Genomic DNA, 13,247 nt, shown 5'->3' on the forward strand with positions numbered 1-13,247 from the left:
AGTCAGTACCGGTTTACAGGCAGAATCATCATTTCGGCAATTTGAACGTGCGCGGGCTGGTCCAGGGCGAAGACGATCGAACGGGCAATATCGGCAGGCTCGAGCGCCATCCTGAACTGGTCGAAATAGTCCTTTTCCTTCTGCCTGTCGCCGCGGTAGCGGGTCAGGATGATGTTGGTCCGGGTCAGGCCGGGTTGGAGCTCGGTGACCCGGATCGCGGTTTCCGCCAGCTCGCCCCGCAGCGTCTCGGTGAACATGTGCACGCCCGCCTTGCTGGTGCTGTAGGCGGCCATATCGGGGACGATGCGGACGGCGTTGATCGAGCTGATGTTGACGACATGGCCGGCGTTGCGCTTGACCATGTCGGGCAGGATCGCGCGCGTGACGCGCATCAGGCCGATCAGATTGGTCTGGATGATGTTGGACCAGTCGTCGGCGGAGCCGGCATCGAACCGCGTCCGTCCGCCGATATCGTGCCCGGCGTTGTTGATGAGGACGTCGACCGGCCTGAACTGCGCGGGAATGGCGTCCGGCAGGCGATCCACGGCCTGCCCATCGCTAATGTCGAGCTGGATCGGAAACACCGCGTTGCCCGCCGTGGACGCGAGTTCCTCAAGCGCCTTGGCGTCGCGATCGACCAGCACGACGCGGCGGCCGCTTTCCAGCAAGGCCTTGGTGATGGCGCGTCCCATGCCGCCGGCGGCACCCGTCAGCACGACGCTCTGGCCCGATTGTTCAGTCATCGCAACACTCCCAATGCCTTCATGCGACCGACCAGCCGCCGTCGATGGGCAGGCTGGCGCCGGTGATGTCGTTTGCGGCAGGTCCACAGAGAAAGACGACCATGGCGGCGACCGCATTCATCTCGATGAAACGCTGCGTCGGCTGGCGCTCGCCGAGATATTCCTTGGTCACGTCGTCGACCGGACGGCCGCTGTTCGACGCGATCGTTGCGATCTTGTTCAGGATCGCGGGCGTTGGCAGCGTGCCCGGGCAGAGCGTGTTGCAGGTGATGCCGCTTCGCGCGGTCTCGATCGCCACGGCGCGGGTTATGCCCAAAATCGCAGTCTTGGTGGTGACGTAGTCGATGCGGTCCTCGACCGCGCGCGTCGAATAGATCGAGCCCATGTTGATGATCCGACCCCAGCCGCGCTGCTTCATGGCCGGCAGCGCCAGGCGGATCAAATGGAATGGCGCCGACAGGTTGACGGCCAGCGCCTGCTCCCAGCGATCGGGCGGAAACTGCTCGATCGCGGAGAAGTGCCTGACCACGGCGTTGTTGACCAAAATATCGATGGCGCCGCAGCGGGCGAGCAGATCGGCCGTCATGGCCTCGATCGCCTCGCGCTGGGCGAGATCGACGCCGGCCGCGATGACTTCGACACCGAAGCGGGCGCGGAGAGCATCCGCGGCCTGCTTCGGCGCGACGAGATCATGAAGGACGATATTGGCGCCCGCGCCGGCAAGGCCTTCCGCGACCGCGAGGCCAAGGCCCGCGGTCGCGCCGGTCACGAGTGCCCATTTGCCCTTCATCGTCGTCACGCTCCGCTATTTCTTGTCGAGCTCGGCGAAGACTTCTTTCGCGTTCCGGAACGCATCCACGCCGGCCGGCACGCCGCAATAGATCGCGACCTGCATGAACACCTCGCGGATTTCCTCGCGGGTTGCGCCGTTGGCGAGCGCACCCCGGACATGGGTCTTCAGTTCGTGCGGGCGGTTGAGCGCACAAAGCATCGCCAGATTGAGGAAGCTGCGGGTCTTGAGCGTCAGGCCTTCGCGCCCCCAGACGTAGCCCCAGCAATACTCCGTGGTGAGGTCCTGCATCGGGCGATTGAACTCGTCCGCGGCTGCGATCGCCTTGTCGACGAACTCGTTGCCGAGCACGCTCTTGCGGATTTCGAGCCCGCGGTCGTAGGTCGCCTTGTCCATGTTGTTCTCCGTTTCTCTTTCGGACGTTGTCTAGGTCAGTTCTTCGGCCAGAACGGCTGCGCCAGCGCGAGCTGGGGCGGGAACACCGTCACCGGCACGCCGGACTGCCACTGCACGATGGTCATGCCGGCGCCGACGCGGCGGCCCTTCTCGTCGAACTTGATCTCGCCCAGCGGATAGTATTTCGAGGGGCCGGCATCCATGGTGCGCAGCGCCTCGCCGACGGCAACGCGGTCGGCCTTGCCGGCCTTCTCGAGCGCGTCCTTGATGACCCACATGTCGCCATAGGTGGAGATCGCGTTCTGCGTCATCCACGGCTCCTTGTAGCGGGTCTTCAATTCGGCGATCAGGGCCTCGTGGCCCTTGGCGCCCCAGCTCGCGACGCAGGTCAGAACGCCCTGGAGCAGTTCAGGGCTGACGGTTTGCAGCATGTCCGGCTCGGCGATCGCGATGCCGAACGAGATCGTCGGAATCTTGCCCTGGCCGAGGCCGAACTCGTTCATCTTCTCGAGCAGCAGCTTTGCGTCCGAGATCACCGTCGGCAGGAAGAACAGCAGGTCGGGTTTCGCCGAACGGATTTTCTGCACCAGCGACGTCGCATCAGCCAGCGGCGGCGTGAACGTCTCGTCGACGATCAGCTGCAGCTGGTTCTCCGCCAGCAGGCCTTCGCGCATCGCCTTTGCGGAGGCGATCGAGGCCCCCGTGTTGTCGGTCAGGATCGCGACCGTCTTTGGCCGCTTGCCGGAGGCGGTCTCCGCCAGCTTGATGATCTGCGGCAACGCCTGCCGTGCCTGCGAACCTGCGGTGGCCGCGGTCTGGAACACGTATTTGAAGCCGCGGTCGGTGATCAGGTCGGAATAGGAGAGGGTGAGAACGGGCAGGCTGGCGCGCTCGGTGACTTCGGTCACCGCGAGCGTGAACGAGGACAGGTATGCGCCGCTGGCCGCAACCAGATCGGTCTCCTGCGCGACCATGCGCTGGGCGGCGTTCTTGGCCTTTTCCGTGGTGTCGCCGGAATCGAGCACAACCAGCTTCAGCTTGGCGCCGCCGAGCGCCTTGATGCCGCCTTGCGCGTTGATGTGGTCGACCGCCATCTCGGCGCCCTCACGCATCACCGTTCCCGGGCGGGCATAGAGTCCGGAGATCGGCACCAGCAGGCCGACCTTCACCTCGGAAGGTTGCTGCGCCCAGGCGCGGGATGCGATCAGCGTGCCGGAGGCACCGGCAAGCAATGTTCGCCGCGAGATCGTGATTTTGCTCTTTGCAGTCATGACAATTCTCCTCCCTGAAAAATCTCGCGACGCTTTATGATTTCTTCGGCCAGAACGGCTGTGCCTGCGCGAGTTCGGGCGGATAGACGGTGACAGGCACGCCCGATTGCCATTGCACGATGACGACGCCGGCGCCGACGCGACGGCCCTTCTCGTCGAATTTGAGCTGGCCGCCCGGATAGTATTTCGACGGGCCGGCATCCATGGTGCGGAAGGCCTGTGCGACCGAATTGCGGTCGGCCTTGCCGGCCTTCTCCAGTGCTTCCTTCATCAGCCACATGTCGCCGTAGGTTGAGATGACGTTCTGCGTCATCCAGGGCTCCTTGTATTTGGCCTTGAGCTCAGCGATCAGCGCCTCGTGACCCTTCGAGCCCCAGTTGGCGACGATGGTCATGATGCCCTGCACGGTCTCCGGGCTCACGCTCTGGAGCATGTCGGGCTCGGCGATGGTGATGCTGAAGGACACCGTCGGGATCTTGCCCTGGCCGAGGCCGAACTCGCTGATCTTCTCCAGCCCGAGCTTGGCATCCGACACCGCATTCGGCATGAACAGCAGCAGGTCTGGCTTGGCCGAGCGGACCTTCTGGATCAGCGGGGTGGCATCAGACAGCGGCGGGGTCCAGACTTCCTCGACGACGAGTTGCAGGCCTTCCTGTGCGAGCAGTTTTTCCTTGAGCGCCTTGGCGGTGGCGACGGATGTCGCGGTGTTGTCCATCAACATCGCCACGGTCTTCGACTTCTTGCCCGAAGCGTTCTCGGCGAGCTTCATCAGCGTCGGCAGGCCGAGCTCGGACTGGCGGCTCGCGGTCGCGGCGGTCTGGAAGATGTATTTGAAGCCGCGGTCGGTCAGCAGGTCCGAATAGGACAGCGTCAGCACCGGCAGTTCGGCGCGCTCGGTGACCTCGGTGACGGCGAGGGTGAAGGAGGAGAGATAAGAGCCGGTGGCGGCGACGAGATCGGGTTCCTGCGCCACCATGCGCTGCGCCGCGTTCTTGGCCTTCTCGGTGGTGTCGCCGCAGTCGATCACCACCAGCTTCAGCTTGGCGCCGCCGAGCGCCTTGATGCCTCCTTGCGCGTTGATGTGCTCGATGCCCATCTCGGCGCCCATTTTCATCACTTGGCCGGGGCGGGTGTAGATGCCCGACAGCGGGACGATCAGTCCGACCTTGACCTCGGCCGGCGCCTGCGCACGTGCCACGCCGGCGAGGCCGACGGCTGCGGCGCCCGACAGCACGGTCCGGCGCGTCAGTCCTTTTGATATCCTGCCCTTCGATGTCTTGTTCATTTGTTGTCTCCCTGCTCTTTGTTTTTTGTTCGTCACATGCCGAGATAGGCTTTGCGCACGCGATCATCGGCGCGCAGCGTGTCGTTGTTACCTTCGAGCACGACGTGTCCGGCTTCGAGGACGTAGCCGTGGTCGGCGGACTCCAGCGCTTCCGCCACGCGCTGCTCGACCAGCAGCATGGTCAGCCCGGACTGGCGCCGGATATCGATCAGCCGCTCGAAGATGAAGTCCGCGGTCGACGGCGCGAGCCCCATCGAAGGCTCGTCCAGCATCAGCAGCTTCGGCGAGGAGGCGAGGCCGCGACCGATCGCGAGCATCTGCTGCTGGCCGCCGGACATCGTACCCGCGAATTGGTTGCGGCGTTCCTTCAACACCGGCAGCCATTCGAAGATGCGCTCGATGTTGGTTTGCCAGTCGCGCCGGCCGCTTTCGGTCATGGCGCCCATTTCGAGGTTCTCCATCACCGTCAGCGACGGGAAGACCTGGCGGCCCTCGGGGACATGGGCGATGCCGAGATGGGCGCGCTGCGGCGGCGGCACGGCAAGAAGGTCGACGCCGTCGAACGTAATTGCCCCGCCGCTCGGCTTCACGATGCCGGAGATCGTCTTGAACAGGGTGGTCTTGCCGGCGCCGTTAGGCCCGACGATCGCAACGAACTGGCCGGCGCCGACATTGATCGACACGTCGTTCAGGACGGGCTTGGCCGAATAGCCCGCGCTCAGTCCCTCAATTCGCAGCATGGCCCACCCACTTCTTGCCGAGATAGGCCTCGATCACCCGGTTGTCGCGCGTCACCACTTCCGGCAGGCCCTCGGTGATGACGGCGCCGTGGTCGAGCACGAGGAATCTGTCGACCAGGCGGACCATCGCCTGCATGGTGTGCTCGATGATGGCGATGGTCATGCCGTCGCGTGCGAGCTGCTGGATCACGGCGACGACCTCGTCCGCCTCGCCGTGGCCAAGGCCCGCGAGCGTCTCGTCGAGCAGCAGGATGCGGGGCTGGCCGGCGATCGCGCGGGCGAGCTCCATCAGCCGCAGCTCCTTGGTCGAGAGTTCGCCGGCGACACGGTTGGCTACGGCGGAGAGCCCGACGCGGGCGACCGCGTCGGTGGCAAGCTTGCGTGCCTCCGCGTCGGAGCCGGCGCGCACATAGGCCCCCACCACGACATTGTCGAGGATCGACATGCGCAGGAATGGCCGCATCACCTGGAAGGTGCGGCCGATGCCGGCCTCGCAGATCGTGTGCGGGCGCTGGCCGGACATGTTGCGGCCGCCGATCAGCACCTCGCCCTGGCTTGGCTTCAGGAAGCCGTTGAGGAGGTTGAACAGCGTGGTCTTGCCGGCGCCGTTGGGACCGATAATGCCGAGGATCTCGTTCTTATGCAGCTTGAAGCTGACGTCCTGAACGGCTTTGAGTCCGCCAAAGGAACGCGAGAGGTCGCGAACCTCGAGCACCACTTCGCCGGTGGCCGCACGCTGCCGCGCGGCGGGCTTCAGCGCCGTGACGTTGGCGACGGCCGTTTCCGAAGTGACGCTAGCCGTGGCCTTGGATGCATTTCGCTTGCGCAGGAGATCGCGCAGTTTCCAGAACAGGCCTTCCGGTGCGAGCAAGATGACGCAGACGATAGCAAGGCCGAAGATGACGCCCTGAATGCCGGGGATGCGTGCACCGGCCTCGGCGTGCAGGATCTCGGCGAGCGGGATCAGGATCACGGAGCCGATGACCGGCCCCCAGACCGTGCCGACGCCGCCGAACATCGCGACCGTCAATGCCTGCGCTGACACCAGCATGCCGAACACCGATTGCGGGGTCACGACCAGCAGCACCTGCACATAGAACCCGCCGATGGCGGCGGCGATCGCGCCGCTCAGCGTGATCGCGCGCAGCTTCCAGGCCAGCGTGTTGATTCCGGCCGCTTCTGCCGCAGCCTCGTTCTGCTTGATCGCGAGCAGCGCCATGCCGAAGCGGGATCGCTCGATCACCTGCGTCAGCACGATGGTGGCAAGCATGATGGCCAGCCCCAGCAGCGTGTAGATGTGGGGATCGGAGAACTGCATATAGGCGATCGGCGCGTCGCGCTTGATCGGAAGCGTCACCTCCTGGAAGCCGAGCCACTCGAACACGTAGAGAATGGCGAGCGGGTAGGCGAGCATCGCGAGCGCAAAGTAGTGGCCCTGCAGACGGAAGGTCGGAAATCCGATCAGCAGCCCGGCGATGCCGCCAAGCATGGCGGCGACCGGGATCAGCAGCCAGGGGGAGATATCAAAATAAATCTGCCCGAGCGCGGTGGCGTAGGCGCCGATCCCAAAGAAAGCGGCGTGGCCGAACGAGATCAGCCCGGTGTAGCCGCTCAGCAGGTTCCAGGACAGGCCGAACACCGCCCACACCGGCACCAGCGTCAGGATGAGCTGGTAGTAGGAGTTGGTGACGCCGAGTGAGATCCCGGCGTAAGCGAGCGTGAAGAGCAGGGGAGGCAGCAGTGAACGCATCCGGAGCATGGTCACGTCCTCTCGACCATGCGCCCGAAGAAACCTTGCGGACGGAAGAAGATGATGAGGAGGAACACGGCGAAGATCGCGGCATTCTGCAATTGCGTCGGCAGGATCAGCGTCGACATCTGCTGCACGAGGCCGATCGTCATGCCGCCCCAGAAGGCACCGATGATGCTGCCCATGCCGCCGAGCACGACGCCGGCATACATGACGATGACATATTCGAGGCCGACGAAGGGATGGAACGGATAGTTGGTCGCGAGCAGGCCGCCGGCAATCGCGGTGATGCCGCAGCCGAGCGCGAAGGCGGTGCGATGCGCACGGTCGACGTCGATGCCCATGTAAGTCGCGGCGCTCGGATTGTCGGCAGCGGCGCGGAGCGACTTGCCGATCCGGGTCCGCGTGATCAGCAGCGAAAGCAGAATCATGATCGCGAGCGAAACGATCGCATCGATGCTGCGCGCCTTGTTGAGGAAGATGCTGATGTCGAAGAAGGGAACGAACTCCCAGGCCGAGCTCGACAGCGGCGTGCGGATCGAGGCCAGCACCGATCCGAAGACGATGAGGCCGCCGTTCTGCAGGATCAGCGCGATGCCGAGCGTGAGGATGAGCTGGGCGTAATGGCCTTCGCCTTCCAGTGAGGCGGTGCGCGTGCCCGAGACGCGCGAGATCAGGGCCAGATGCACGAAATAGCCGAACACGGCGAGCACGGGGCCAGCCAGCAGGATGGCCACGAACGGCCCAACCGTGTTGCCGAACAGCGCCTGGATGCCGGCGGCGGTGAAGAGATAGAAGGCGGCATACATGCCGAGCATCATGAAGTCGCCATGGGCGAAGTTGATGACGCGCATGACTCCGAAGATCAGGCCGAGCCCGACGCACATCAGGCCGTAGACGGCGCCAATCAAAAGGCCCGCAGCGAGCGCTTGAAAGAAGCCTTCCATCAGCCCCGTCTCCGCGCGGCGCGTGCGCCGGCTTGCTGGCGATTGTGTGCCGTCGGCACTGCTAGGCTGGTCTCCCGGTCGACCATGTTTCCCCCGTATTGTTTGGCATTTCTTATGATGCCGATCGTAAACCTCGTTCCGGCGCATCCAGACGACACTGCGCGGCGATGACGCCGGCATTGCCGAGCTGCTCGCAACCGTCGATGAGTTGCTCGAGCCGGTGCGCGCGGTCCTCGCCGAGGACTCTGGTTGCGGCGGCGCGGAAGCGCGCACGAATATCCGAAGGCGTTGCGGCGATGACGTCGGGCAAAGCATGCCGGATGATCCGGCCGCCGCGCAGCTGCACGGTCACCTCCGCGCCCTGCTTGCCGGGGAAGGCGGCGGTGAAGCCGGGATCTGCCCTGAGATCGGTGACAGCGACCAGGCGGACGATGTCGGCATCATCGAGTTCGGAATAGTTCTCTTCCTCGATCTCGCCCCGCGTCAGCGTCGCAGCGACGCCGAAGGGAATGCTCATCTTGGCCTGAAGCGCGTTGCGGTAGGGGCCCATGGAGTCGCAGCCGGGATAGCGAACCGCGGCATCGGGTGCGCGAATGACGACGCGGTCGATCTCCTCAGTGCTGGCGAGCTCGTGCGAGACGCGGAGCGCTGCTTGGACCGCGGTCTGCGCAAAATTGCAGGCCGGGACCGGCTTGTTGTAGACGGCCATGATCTCGCTCTCGCCATCCGGGAAGAGCGTGATGCCGTCGGGCGCGGCCTGGCGTCGATAGGCGGCGAACAGGCCGGCTTCGCCCTCCAATATGGTTTCCGAACCGAAAGCGCCGGCGGCCGCAAGGCCGATGGCCTTGATGGCGTTGCTGGCCGCAAAGCCCGGATGAAAATACATGTCGGAGCCGCCGGCATGCGGCCACTCGTTCAGCCCGCTGGATGTATTGGCCGCGATCGCGATGGCGCTGCTTGCCTGGTCCTCGGACAGGCCGAGCGCAAAGCTTCCCGCGAGCGCCGCGCCCGGCGGCGCCACGAGGCCAGTCGGGCGATAGAGGCGCGCGAGGTCGGAGGTCAGGAGCGCGCGGCCGATCCGGGCGCCGGTCTCATAGCCGATGATGGCGGCCGAGAGCAGTCTGGCTCCGTGCAGCGGCGCCTGCTCCGAGAGGGCGAGCAGCGTCGACCAGATCACGACGCCGTGGTGCGCAATGCTGGCCGCATGCATGTCCTCGCGGACGAGGCCGTGCCCCATCACAGCATTGGCAAAGGCGGCGTCGGCCGCTGATGAGGTTTGTGAGGTGCCGATGATCGTCGCATTGCCGCCGGCCTGCGCGATCGCAACCGCCTGACGGCTCCAGGGATGATGGCCGGCCTCGAAAGCGCAGGACAAAAAGTCCAGCAGGCAGAGCTTTGCCTTCGCGACGACCTCCGGCCCGAAATCTCCAAGATCAAGCGCAAGCACGCTTCGCGCCATCTGGCGCGCGAGCGAGACCTTGCCTGATCCGGTCGGGCCGATCATCATCGCAATCGCTCTCCCTGAAGGCCTGCGTGATCAGCCGCGCATCTCGACCCCGGCCCATTCCTCGAGCACCTTGGCGATCGAGGTGAAGTCGGACGACGCGCCATACTTGGCGTTGGTGATCGCGAGCATCTGCCGCACCACCGCGCCGCAGACCATCGGCACGCCCATGGCCTCGGCCTCGTCGACGCAGAGACGGACGTCCTTGTAGGAGAGGCCGGTGGCGAAGCCGAAATCGAACGTGCCGGGCAGCACCGCGCGGGGGAATTTATCTTCGGACGCGCTGTTGCGGCCGCTGCTGGCGTTGATGATGTCGATCAGCACCTTGGCGTTGACGCCGCCCTTGACGCCCATCGCGACGGCTTCGGACGTGATGACCAGCGCCGCGGCCGCCATCAGATTGTTGGCGAGCTTGGCCGTCTGTGCCACGCCGGGCTTGTCGCCGGTGTAGAACAGCTTGCCGAAGTTCTTCAGGATCGGCTGCACGGTCTCGTAGGTCGCCTGCGGGCAGGATACCATGACGGCCAGCGTGCCGTTGACGGCGCCCTTGATGCCGCCGCTCACGGGCGCATCGACCAGCGTCATGCCTCTGGCCTTCAGGCCTTCCGCAACGATCTTTGCGGCGCCGGGACCCGAGGTCGAGAGATCGATGACGATCTTCGCGCGGCTGCCGCTGCTGATGCCGTCTTGTCCGAGCGTGACCGCCTTGACGATGTCGGGTGTCGGGAGGCTGGCGAGCACGATATCGGCGCGCGAGGCGACGTCGGCCGGCGATTTGCCGAGCTGTGCGCCGCGATTGACCAGCGGCTGGGTCGCTTCAGCTTGCGTGTCGTATATGACGAGCGAATAGCCCGCGTCGATCAATCGCCCCGCCATGGGGCCGCCCATGCGGCCCGTGCCGATTACGCCGAGAATCTCTCCCGCCATCGTCTACTCCCTGTCGCGCAACCCGTGACGGGCGCGCCTTCTTGATCTCTTTCTTCGACCGGTGTTGCCGGCCGCCGTCGTCGTGGCTGCGGGATCCCGCGCCAACGGGCCAGATTGTTATGATTGTCAGACAAGCTGTCAAGCATAACATTTGGGGTCGACAGTTTGCCGCGGATCATCATAAGGTCCGGGAAAACGAGGAAGACGCCCCGCGTGCCGCAAGACCAGGTTCAACAAGACCCAATTCCAGGTGTGAGCAGGACTCTCGCTGACTTTGTCGCATCCTCGTCATGGGCGGACGTGGAGGCGCAGAGCCTTGAGGCGCGACGATCGATCCTCAATTTCTTTGCGACCGCGCTCGGCTCCGCACGCGATCCAGTGGTCACGGCCGCGATGCGCACGCTGTCGCCGTTCAGCGGCGCCGCGACGTCGACAATCATCGGCCATTCGGAGTCCATGGACGCGCTGTGCGCGTCGTTCCTCAATGCCATCTCGGCGAATCTGCTCGACTTCGACGACACGCATCCCGAAACGATCATCCATCCGGCCGCGCCGGTCGCCGCGCCGATATTGGCGCTGGCAGAGACGCGCAAGCTGACGGGGCGCGCGGTGCTGACCGCGTTCATCCTTGGAGTGGATGTGGAGTGCCGCATCGGCAATGCAGTCTCGCCGCGCCATTACGCCCGTGGCTGGCACATCACCTCGACCTGCGGGATTTTTGGCGCTGCGGCGGCGTGCGCGAAGCTGTTGGGGCTGCCAGCGGAAGGGATCGCGAACGCCATTGGACTTGCGGCGAGCCAGTCGGCCGGCAATGTCGAGAATCTGCCAAGCGCCGCCAAGAATGTCAGCGTGGGCAATGCGGCACGTAACGGGTTGTTCGCCGCGCTGCTCGCGCAGCAGGGCTATGAGGCTGCGCCGCGCGCCATCGATGGTCCGCTCGGCTGGGCGCGCACCATGGGGGATGAGCCGGATCTCGCCCGCATGCTCGATGGCCTCGGCAAGACCTGGGAGATCGCGAAGAACACCTACAAGCCCTATCCGGCGGGCATCGTGTTCCATTCGGTCATCGACGCCTGCCTGCTGTTGCGCGAACGGATTGGCCGACGCGTTGATCAGATCGAATCGGTGACAGTGCAGGGCTCGGCACTGCTGCTCGCGCGCGGTGATCGCCCCGTGAACAACGAGCGCGATGCGCGCGTCAGCATCCATCATTGCGTGGCTTGCGGACTGTTGCTCGGCGCGGCCGGGGTGACCGAGTTCGCGCAGGAGACCGTGGTCCGGCCCGATATCGCGCGGCTGCGGCAGAAGGTGAGGGCGGAGCTTGATGCTCGGATGCCCGATGGCGCTGCGCGCGTCACCTTGCGCCTGTCGTCTGGTGAAATTCTCACAGAGACCGTGACGTCGCCGCGCGGCAGCCAGGCTGCGCCGCTTTCAGACCGCGAGATCGAAGAGAAGCTGCGCGAAGGCGTGAGGACCGGTCGAAGTGACTGGGACGCGGACCGCGTCATCGATGCAGTCTGGCGGCTCAACGCGGCGGACGGCGTCGCCGCGCTGCTGCAATCACTGCGGCCGCCATCGGCGTCGCGCCAAACAATTTCCAACTAGAATCTCTCAAGACCGGAAAGGGACGATCATGAGCAAGACCGAACTGTTCGAAAAGGGCCTCAAAGTTCGTAAAGAGGTGCTCGGCGAGGACTACGTCAACAAGTCGATCGCCGGTGCCGACGAGTTCACGCGCACGATGGCGGAGTGGTCGACCGAATTCTGCTGGGGGGCGCTGTGGACGCGGCCCGGCGTCGACCGCCGCACGCGCTCGATCGTCAATCTGGCGATGCTGGGCGCGCTGAACCGCCCGCACGAGCTGAAGCTGCACGTCAAGGGCGCCCTGAAGAACGGCCTGACCAAGGAGGAGATCAAGGAGATACTGCTCCAGGTCGCGGTCTATTGCGGCGTGCCCGCCGGCATCGACGCCTTCCGCAACGCGCGCGAGGCCTTCAACGAGGTCGATGCGGGATCCTGAGCCCGCTTGATTGGAAGCTCTCATGGCTGACCCGGAATACGAGCTCTTCGCCATCCGCTATGCAACGCGGGATGCCCAGCGGAGCGAGCACTTCATCGGCGGCGATCCGCATGACGGGCCGATGCCGATGGACTATTTCATGTGGCTGGCGAGGGGAGGTGGTCGCACCTTCGTCATCGACACCGGGTTCAACGCCGAAGTCGCAAACCAGCGCAGGCGAACATTCCTGCGCTGCCCGGTGGAGACGCTTGCCGCGTTCGATATCGACGTGGCCGACGTCAAGGATGTGATCCTCACGCATCTGCACTACGATCACGCCGGCAATTTCGACCGGTTTCCCAATGCGCAGTTTCATCTTCAGGAGCGCGAACTCGCCTATGCCACAGGGCGCTATATGCAGTATCCGAGGCTGTCGCATTCCTTCGAGGTCGAGGACGTCTGCGGGATCGTGCGGCTGAACTATGCGCGCCGGGTGCTGTTCTACGACGGCGACGCCGAGATCGCGCCGGGACTGACGGTTCATGCGGCCGGCGGGCATTCAGCCGGTCTTCAGTTCGTCCGCGTCAACACGCGCCGCGGCCGGGTCGTGCTCGCCTCCGACGTCAGTCACTTCTACGAGAACATGACGAGCGAGCGTCCTTTCACGACGGCATTTCATGTCGGTGACATGCTGGTGGGCTTTGACAAGCTGCGAACCGCAGCGCCGGACGCGGACCACATTGTTCCCGGCCACGATCCGCTCGTCATGAAGCTCTACCCGGCGCCGAGCCCGGATTTGGAGGGCGTAGCGGTCCGTCTCGACCTGGCGCCGTCCAGGGCCGCGCATTCCCAGGACGTTGGGCAGGGCGCAACGTAACCTAAGCGGGAAAAAATC

The 13,247-nt window shown here is 64.9% G+C and carries 13 protein-coding genes; 3 read left to right on the forward strand and 10 right to left on the reverse strand.

The genetic code is table 11. From position 1 onward, the window contains the following. Positions 1 to 2: 2 nt before the first annotated feature. The 10 genes from ACKWRH_RS15345 to ACKWRH_RS15390 all read right to left on the reverse strand — a co-directional run bounded on the left by ACKWRH_RS15345 (position 3) and on the right by ACKWRH_RS15390 (position 10,353). A complete protein-coding gene (locus ACKWRH_RS15345) occupies positions 3 to 743 on the reverse strand; it encodes an SDR family oxidoreductase (protein ID WP_445221235.1) in 741 nt (246 codons plus the stop codon). Positions 744 to 762: 19 nt separating this feature from the next. Then, positions 763 to 1,533, reverse strand: coding sequence for an SDR family oxidoreductase (locus ACKWRH_RS15350; protein WP_445222408.1), 771 nt, complete (start codon positions 1,531 to 1,533; stop codon positions 763 to 765). Between the two features lie 15 nt (positions 1,534 to 1,548). Further along, a complete protein-coding gene (locus ACKWRH_RS15355; protein WP_445221236.1) occupies positions 1,549 to 1,929 on the reverse strand; it encodes a carboxymuconolactone decarboxylase family protein in 381 nt (126 codons plus the stop codon). Positions 1,930 to 1,964: 35 nt separating this feature from the next. Continuing rightward, complete coding sequence (locus tag ACKWRH_RS15360; protein ID WP_028155747.1) at positions 1,965 to 3,200, reverse strand: ABC transporter substrate-binding protein; 1,236 nt, start codon at positions 3,198 to 3,200, stop codon at positions 1,965 to 1,967. A gap of 34 nt (positions 3,201 to 3,234) precedes the next feature. After that, entirely contained in the window at positions 3,235 to 4,485 is a 1,251-nt protein-coding gene (locus ACKWRH_RS15365) for an ABC transporter substrate-binding protein (protein ID WP_445221237.1), read from the reverse strand. Between the two features lie 32 nt (positions 4,486 to 4,517). Next, complete coding sequence (locus ACKWRH_RS15370) at positions 4,518 to 5,225, reverse strand: ABC transporter ATP-binding protein (protein ID WP_445221238.1); 708 nt, start codon at positions 5,223 to 5,225, stop codon at positions 4,518 to 4,520. Next, entirely contained in the window at positions 5,212 to 6,984 is a 1,773-nt protein-coding gene (locus ACKWRH_RS15375) for a branched-chain amino acid ABC transporter ATP-binding protein/permease (protein ID WP_445221239.1), read from the reverse strand. The genes ACKWRH_RS15370 and ACKWRH_RS15375 overlap by 14 nt, the downstream gene beginning before the upstream one ends. 2 nt (positions 6,985 to 6,986) lie before the next feature. After that, on the reverse strand, positions 6,987 to 7,922 hold the full coding sequence (locus ACKWRH_RS15380) for a branched-chain amino acid ABC transporter permease (RefSeq protein ID WP_445221240.1): 936 nt from the start codon (positions 7,920 to 7,922) through the stop codon (positions 6,987 to 6,989). Positions 7,923 to 8,034: 112 nt separating this feature from the next. Further along, positions 8,035 to 9,429 carry an MmgE/PrpD family protein gene (locus tag ACKWRH_RS15385; RefSeq protein WP_445221241.1) on the reverse strand — a complete coding sequence of 465 codons (1,395 nt, stop codon included), beginning with the start codon at positions 9,427 to 9,429 and terminating at the stop codon, positions 8,035 to 8,037. A 30-nt stretch (positions 9,430 to 9,459) separates the two neighbouring features. Then, on the reverse strand, positions 9,460 to 10,353 hold the full coding sequence (locus ACKWRH_RS15390) for an NAD(P)-dependent oxidoreductase (protein WP_445221242.1): 894 nt from the start codon (positions 10,351 to 10,353) through the stop codon (positions 9,460 to 9,462). Positions 10,354 to 10,653: 300 nt separating this feature from the next. On the opposite strand from ACKWRH_RS15390, the gene ACKWRH_RS15395 reads away from it, so the two are divergent. Genes ACKWRH_RS15395 through ACKWRH_RS15405 form a run of 3 tightly spaced genes read left to right on the forward strand, consistent with a single transcriptional unit; the run spans position 10,654 to position 13,229 of the window. Further along, the gene (locus ACKWRH_RS15395; RefSeq protein WP_445221243.1) at positions 10,654 to 11,958 is read left to right on the forward strand and encodes an MmgE/PrpD family protein; all 1,305 of its coding nucleotides are present in this window, start codon (positions 10,654 to 10,656) and stop codon (positions 11,956 to 11,958) included. Positions 11,959 to 11,986: 28 nt separating this feature from the next. After that, positions 11,987 to 12,373 (forward strand): carboxymuconolactone decarboxylase family protein, encoded by a 387-nt coding sequence (locus ACKWRH_RS15400; protein WP_027575101.1) that lies wholly within the window; start codon positions 11,987 to 11,989, stop codon positions 12,371 to 12,373. Between the two features lie 22 nt (positions 12,374 to 12,395). Continuing rightward, complete coding sequence (locus tag ACKWRH_RS15405; protein ID WP_445221244.1) at positions 12,396 to 13,229, forward strand: N-acyl homoserine lactonase family protein; 834 nt, start codon at positions 12,396 to 12,398, stop codon at positions 13,227 to 13,229. Positions 13,230 to 13,247 lie beyond the last annotated feature (18 nt).

The sequence above is a fragment of the Bradyrhizobium sp. Pa8 genome, assembly GCF_052588265.1.

What these genes read in the sequence shown, in the direction of transcription:
- ACKWRH_RS15360 (WP_028155747.1), bottom strand. Translation starts at nt 3,200, where the DNA reads ATGACTGCAAAGAGCAAAATCACGATCTCGCGGCGAACATTGCTTGCC.
- ACKWRH_RS15405 (WP_445221244.1), top strand. Translation starts at nt 12,396, where the DNA reads ATGGCTGACCCGGAATACGAGCTCTTCGCCATCCGCTATGCAACGCGG.
- ACKWRH_RS15385 (WP_445221241.1), bottom strand. Translation starts at nt 9,429, where the DNA reads ATGATGATCGGCCCGACCGGATCAGGCAAGGTCTCGCTCGCGCGCCAG.
- ACKWRH_RS15345 (WP_445221235.1), bottom strand. Translation starts at nt 743, where the DNA reads ATGACTGAACAATCGGGCCAGAGCGTCGTGCTGACGGGTGCCGCCGGC.
- ACKWRH_RS15370 (WP_445221238.1), bottom strand. Translation starts at nt 5,225, where the DNA reads ATGCTGCGAATTGAGGGACTGAGCGCGGGCTATTCGGCCAAGCCCGTC.
- ACKWRH_RS15380 (WP_445221240.1), bottom strand. Translation starts at nt 7,922, where the DNA reads ATGGAAGGCTTCTTTCAAGCGCTCGCTGCGGGCCTTTTGATTGGCGCC.
- ACKWRH_RS15375 (WP_445221239.1), bottom strand. Translation starts at nt 6,984, where the DNA reads ATGCTCCGGATGCGTTCACTGCTGCCTCCCCTGCTCTTCACGCTCGCT.
- ACKWRH_RS15350 (WP_445222408.1), bottom strand. Translation starts at nt 1,533, where the DNA reads ATGAAGGGCAAATGGGCACTCGTGACCGGCGCGACCGCGGGCCTTGGC.
- ACKWRH_RS15365 (WP_445221237.1), bottom strand. Translation starts at nt 4,485, where the DNA reads ATGAACAAGACATCGAAGGGCAGGATATCAAAAGGACTGACGCGCCGG.
- ACKWRH_RS15390 (WP_445221242.1), bottom strand. Translation starts at nt 10,353, where the DNA reads ATGGCGGGAGAGATTCTCGGCGTAATCGGCACGGGCCGCATGGGCGGC.
- ACKWRH_RS15400 (WP_027575101.1), top strand. Translation starts at nt 11,987, where the DNA reads ATGAGCAAGACCGAACTGTTCGAAAAGGGCCTCAAAGTTCGTAAAGAG.
- ACKWRH_RS15355 (WP_445221236.1), bottom strand. Translation starts at nt 1,929, where the DNA reads ATGGACAAGGCGACCTACGACCGCGGGCTCGAAATCCGCAAGAGCGTG.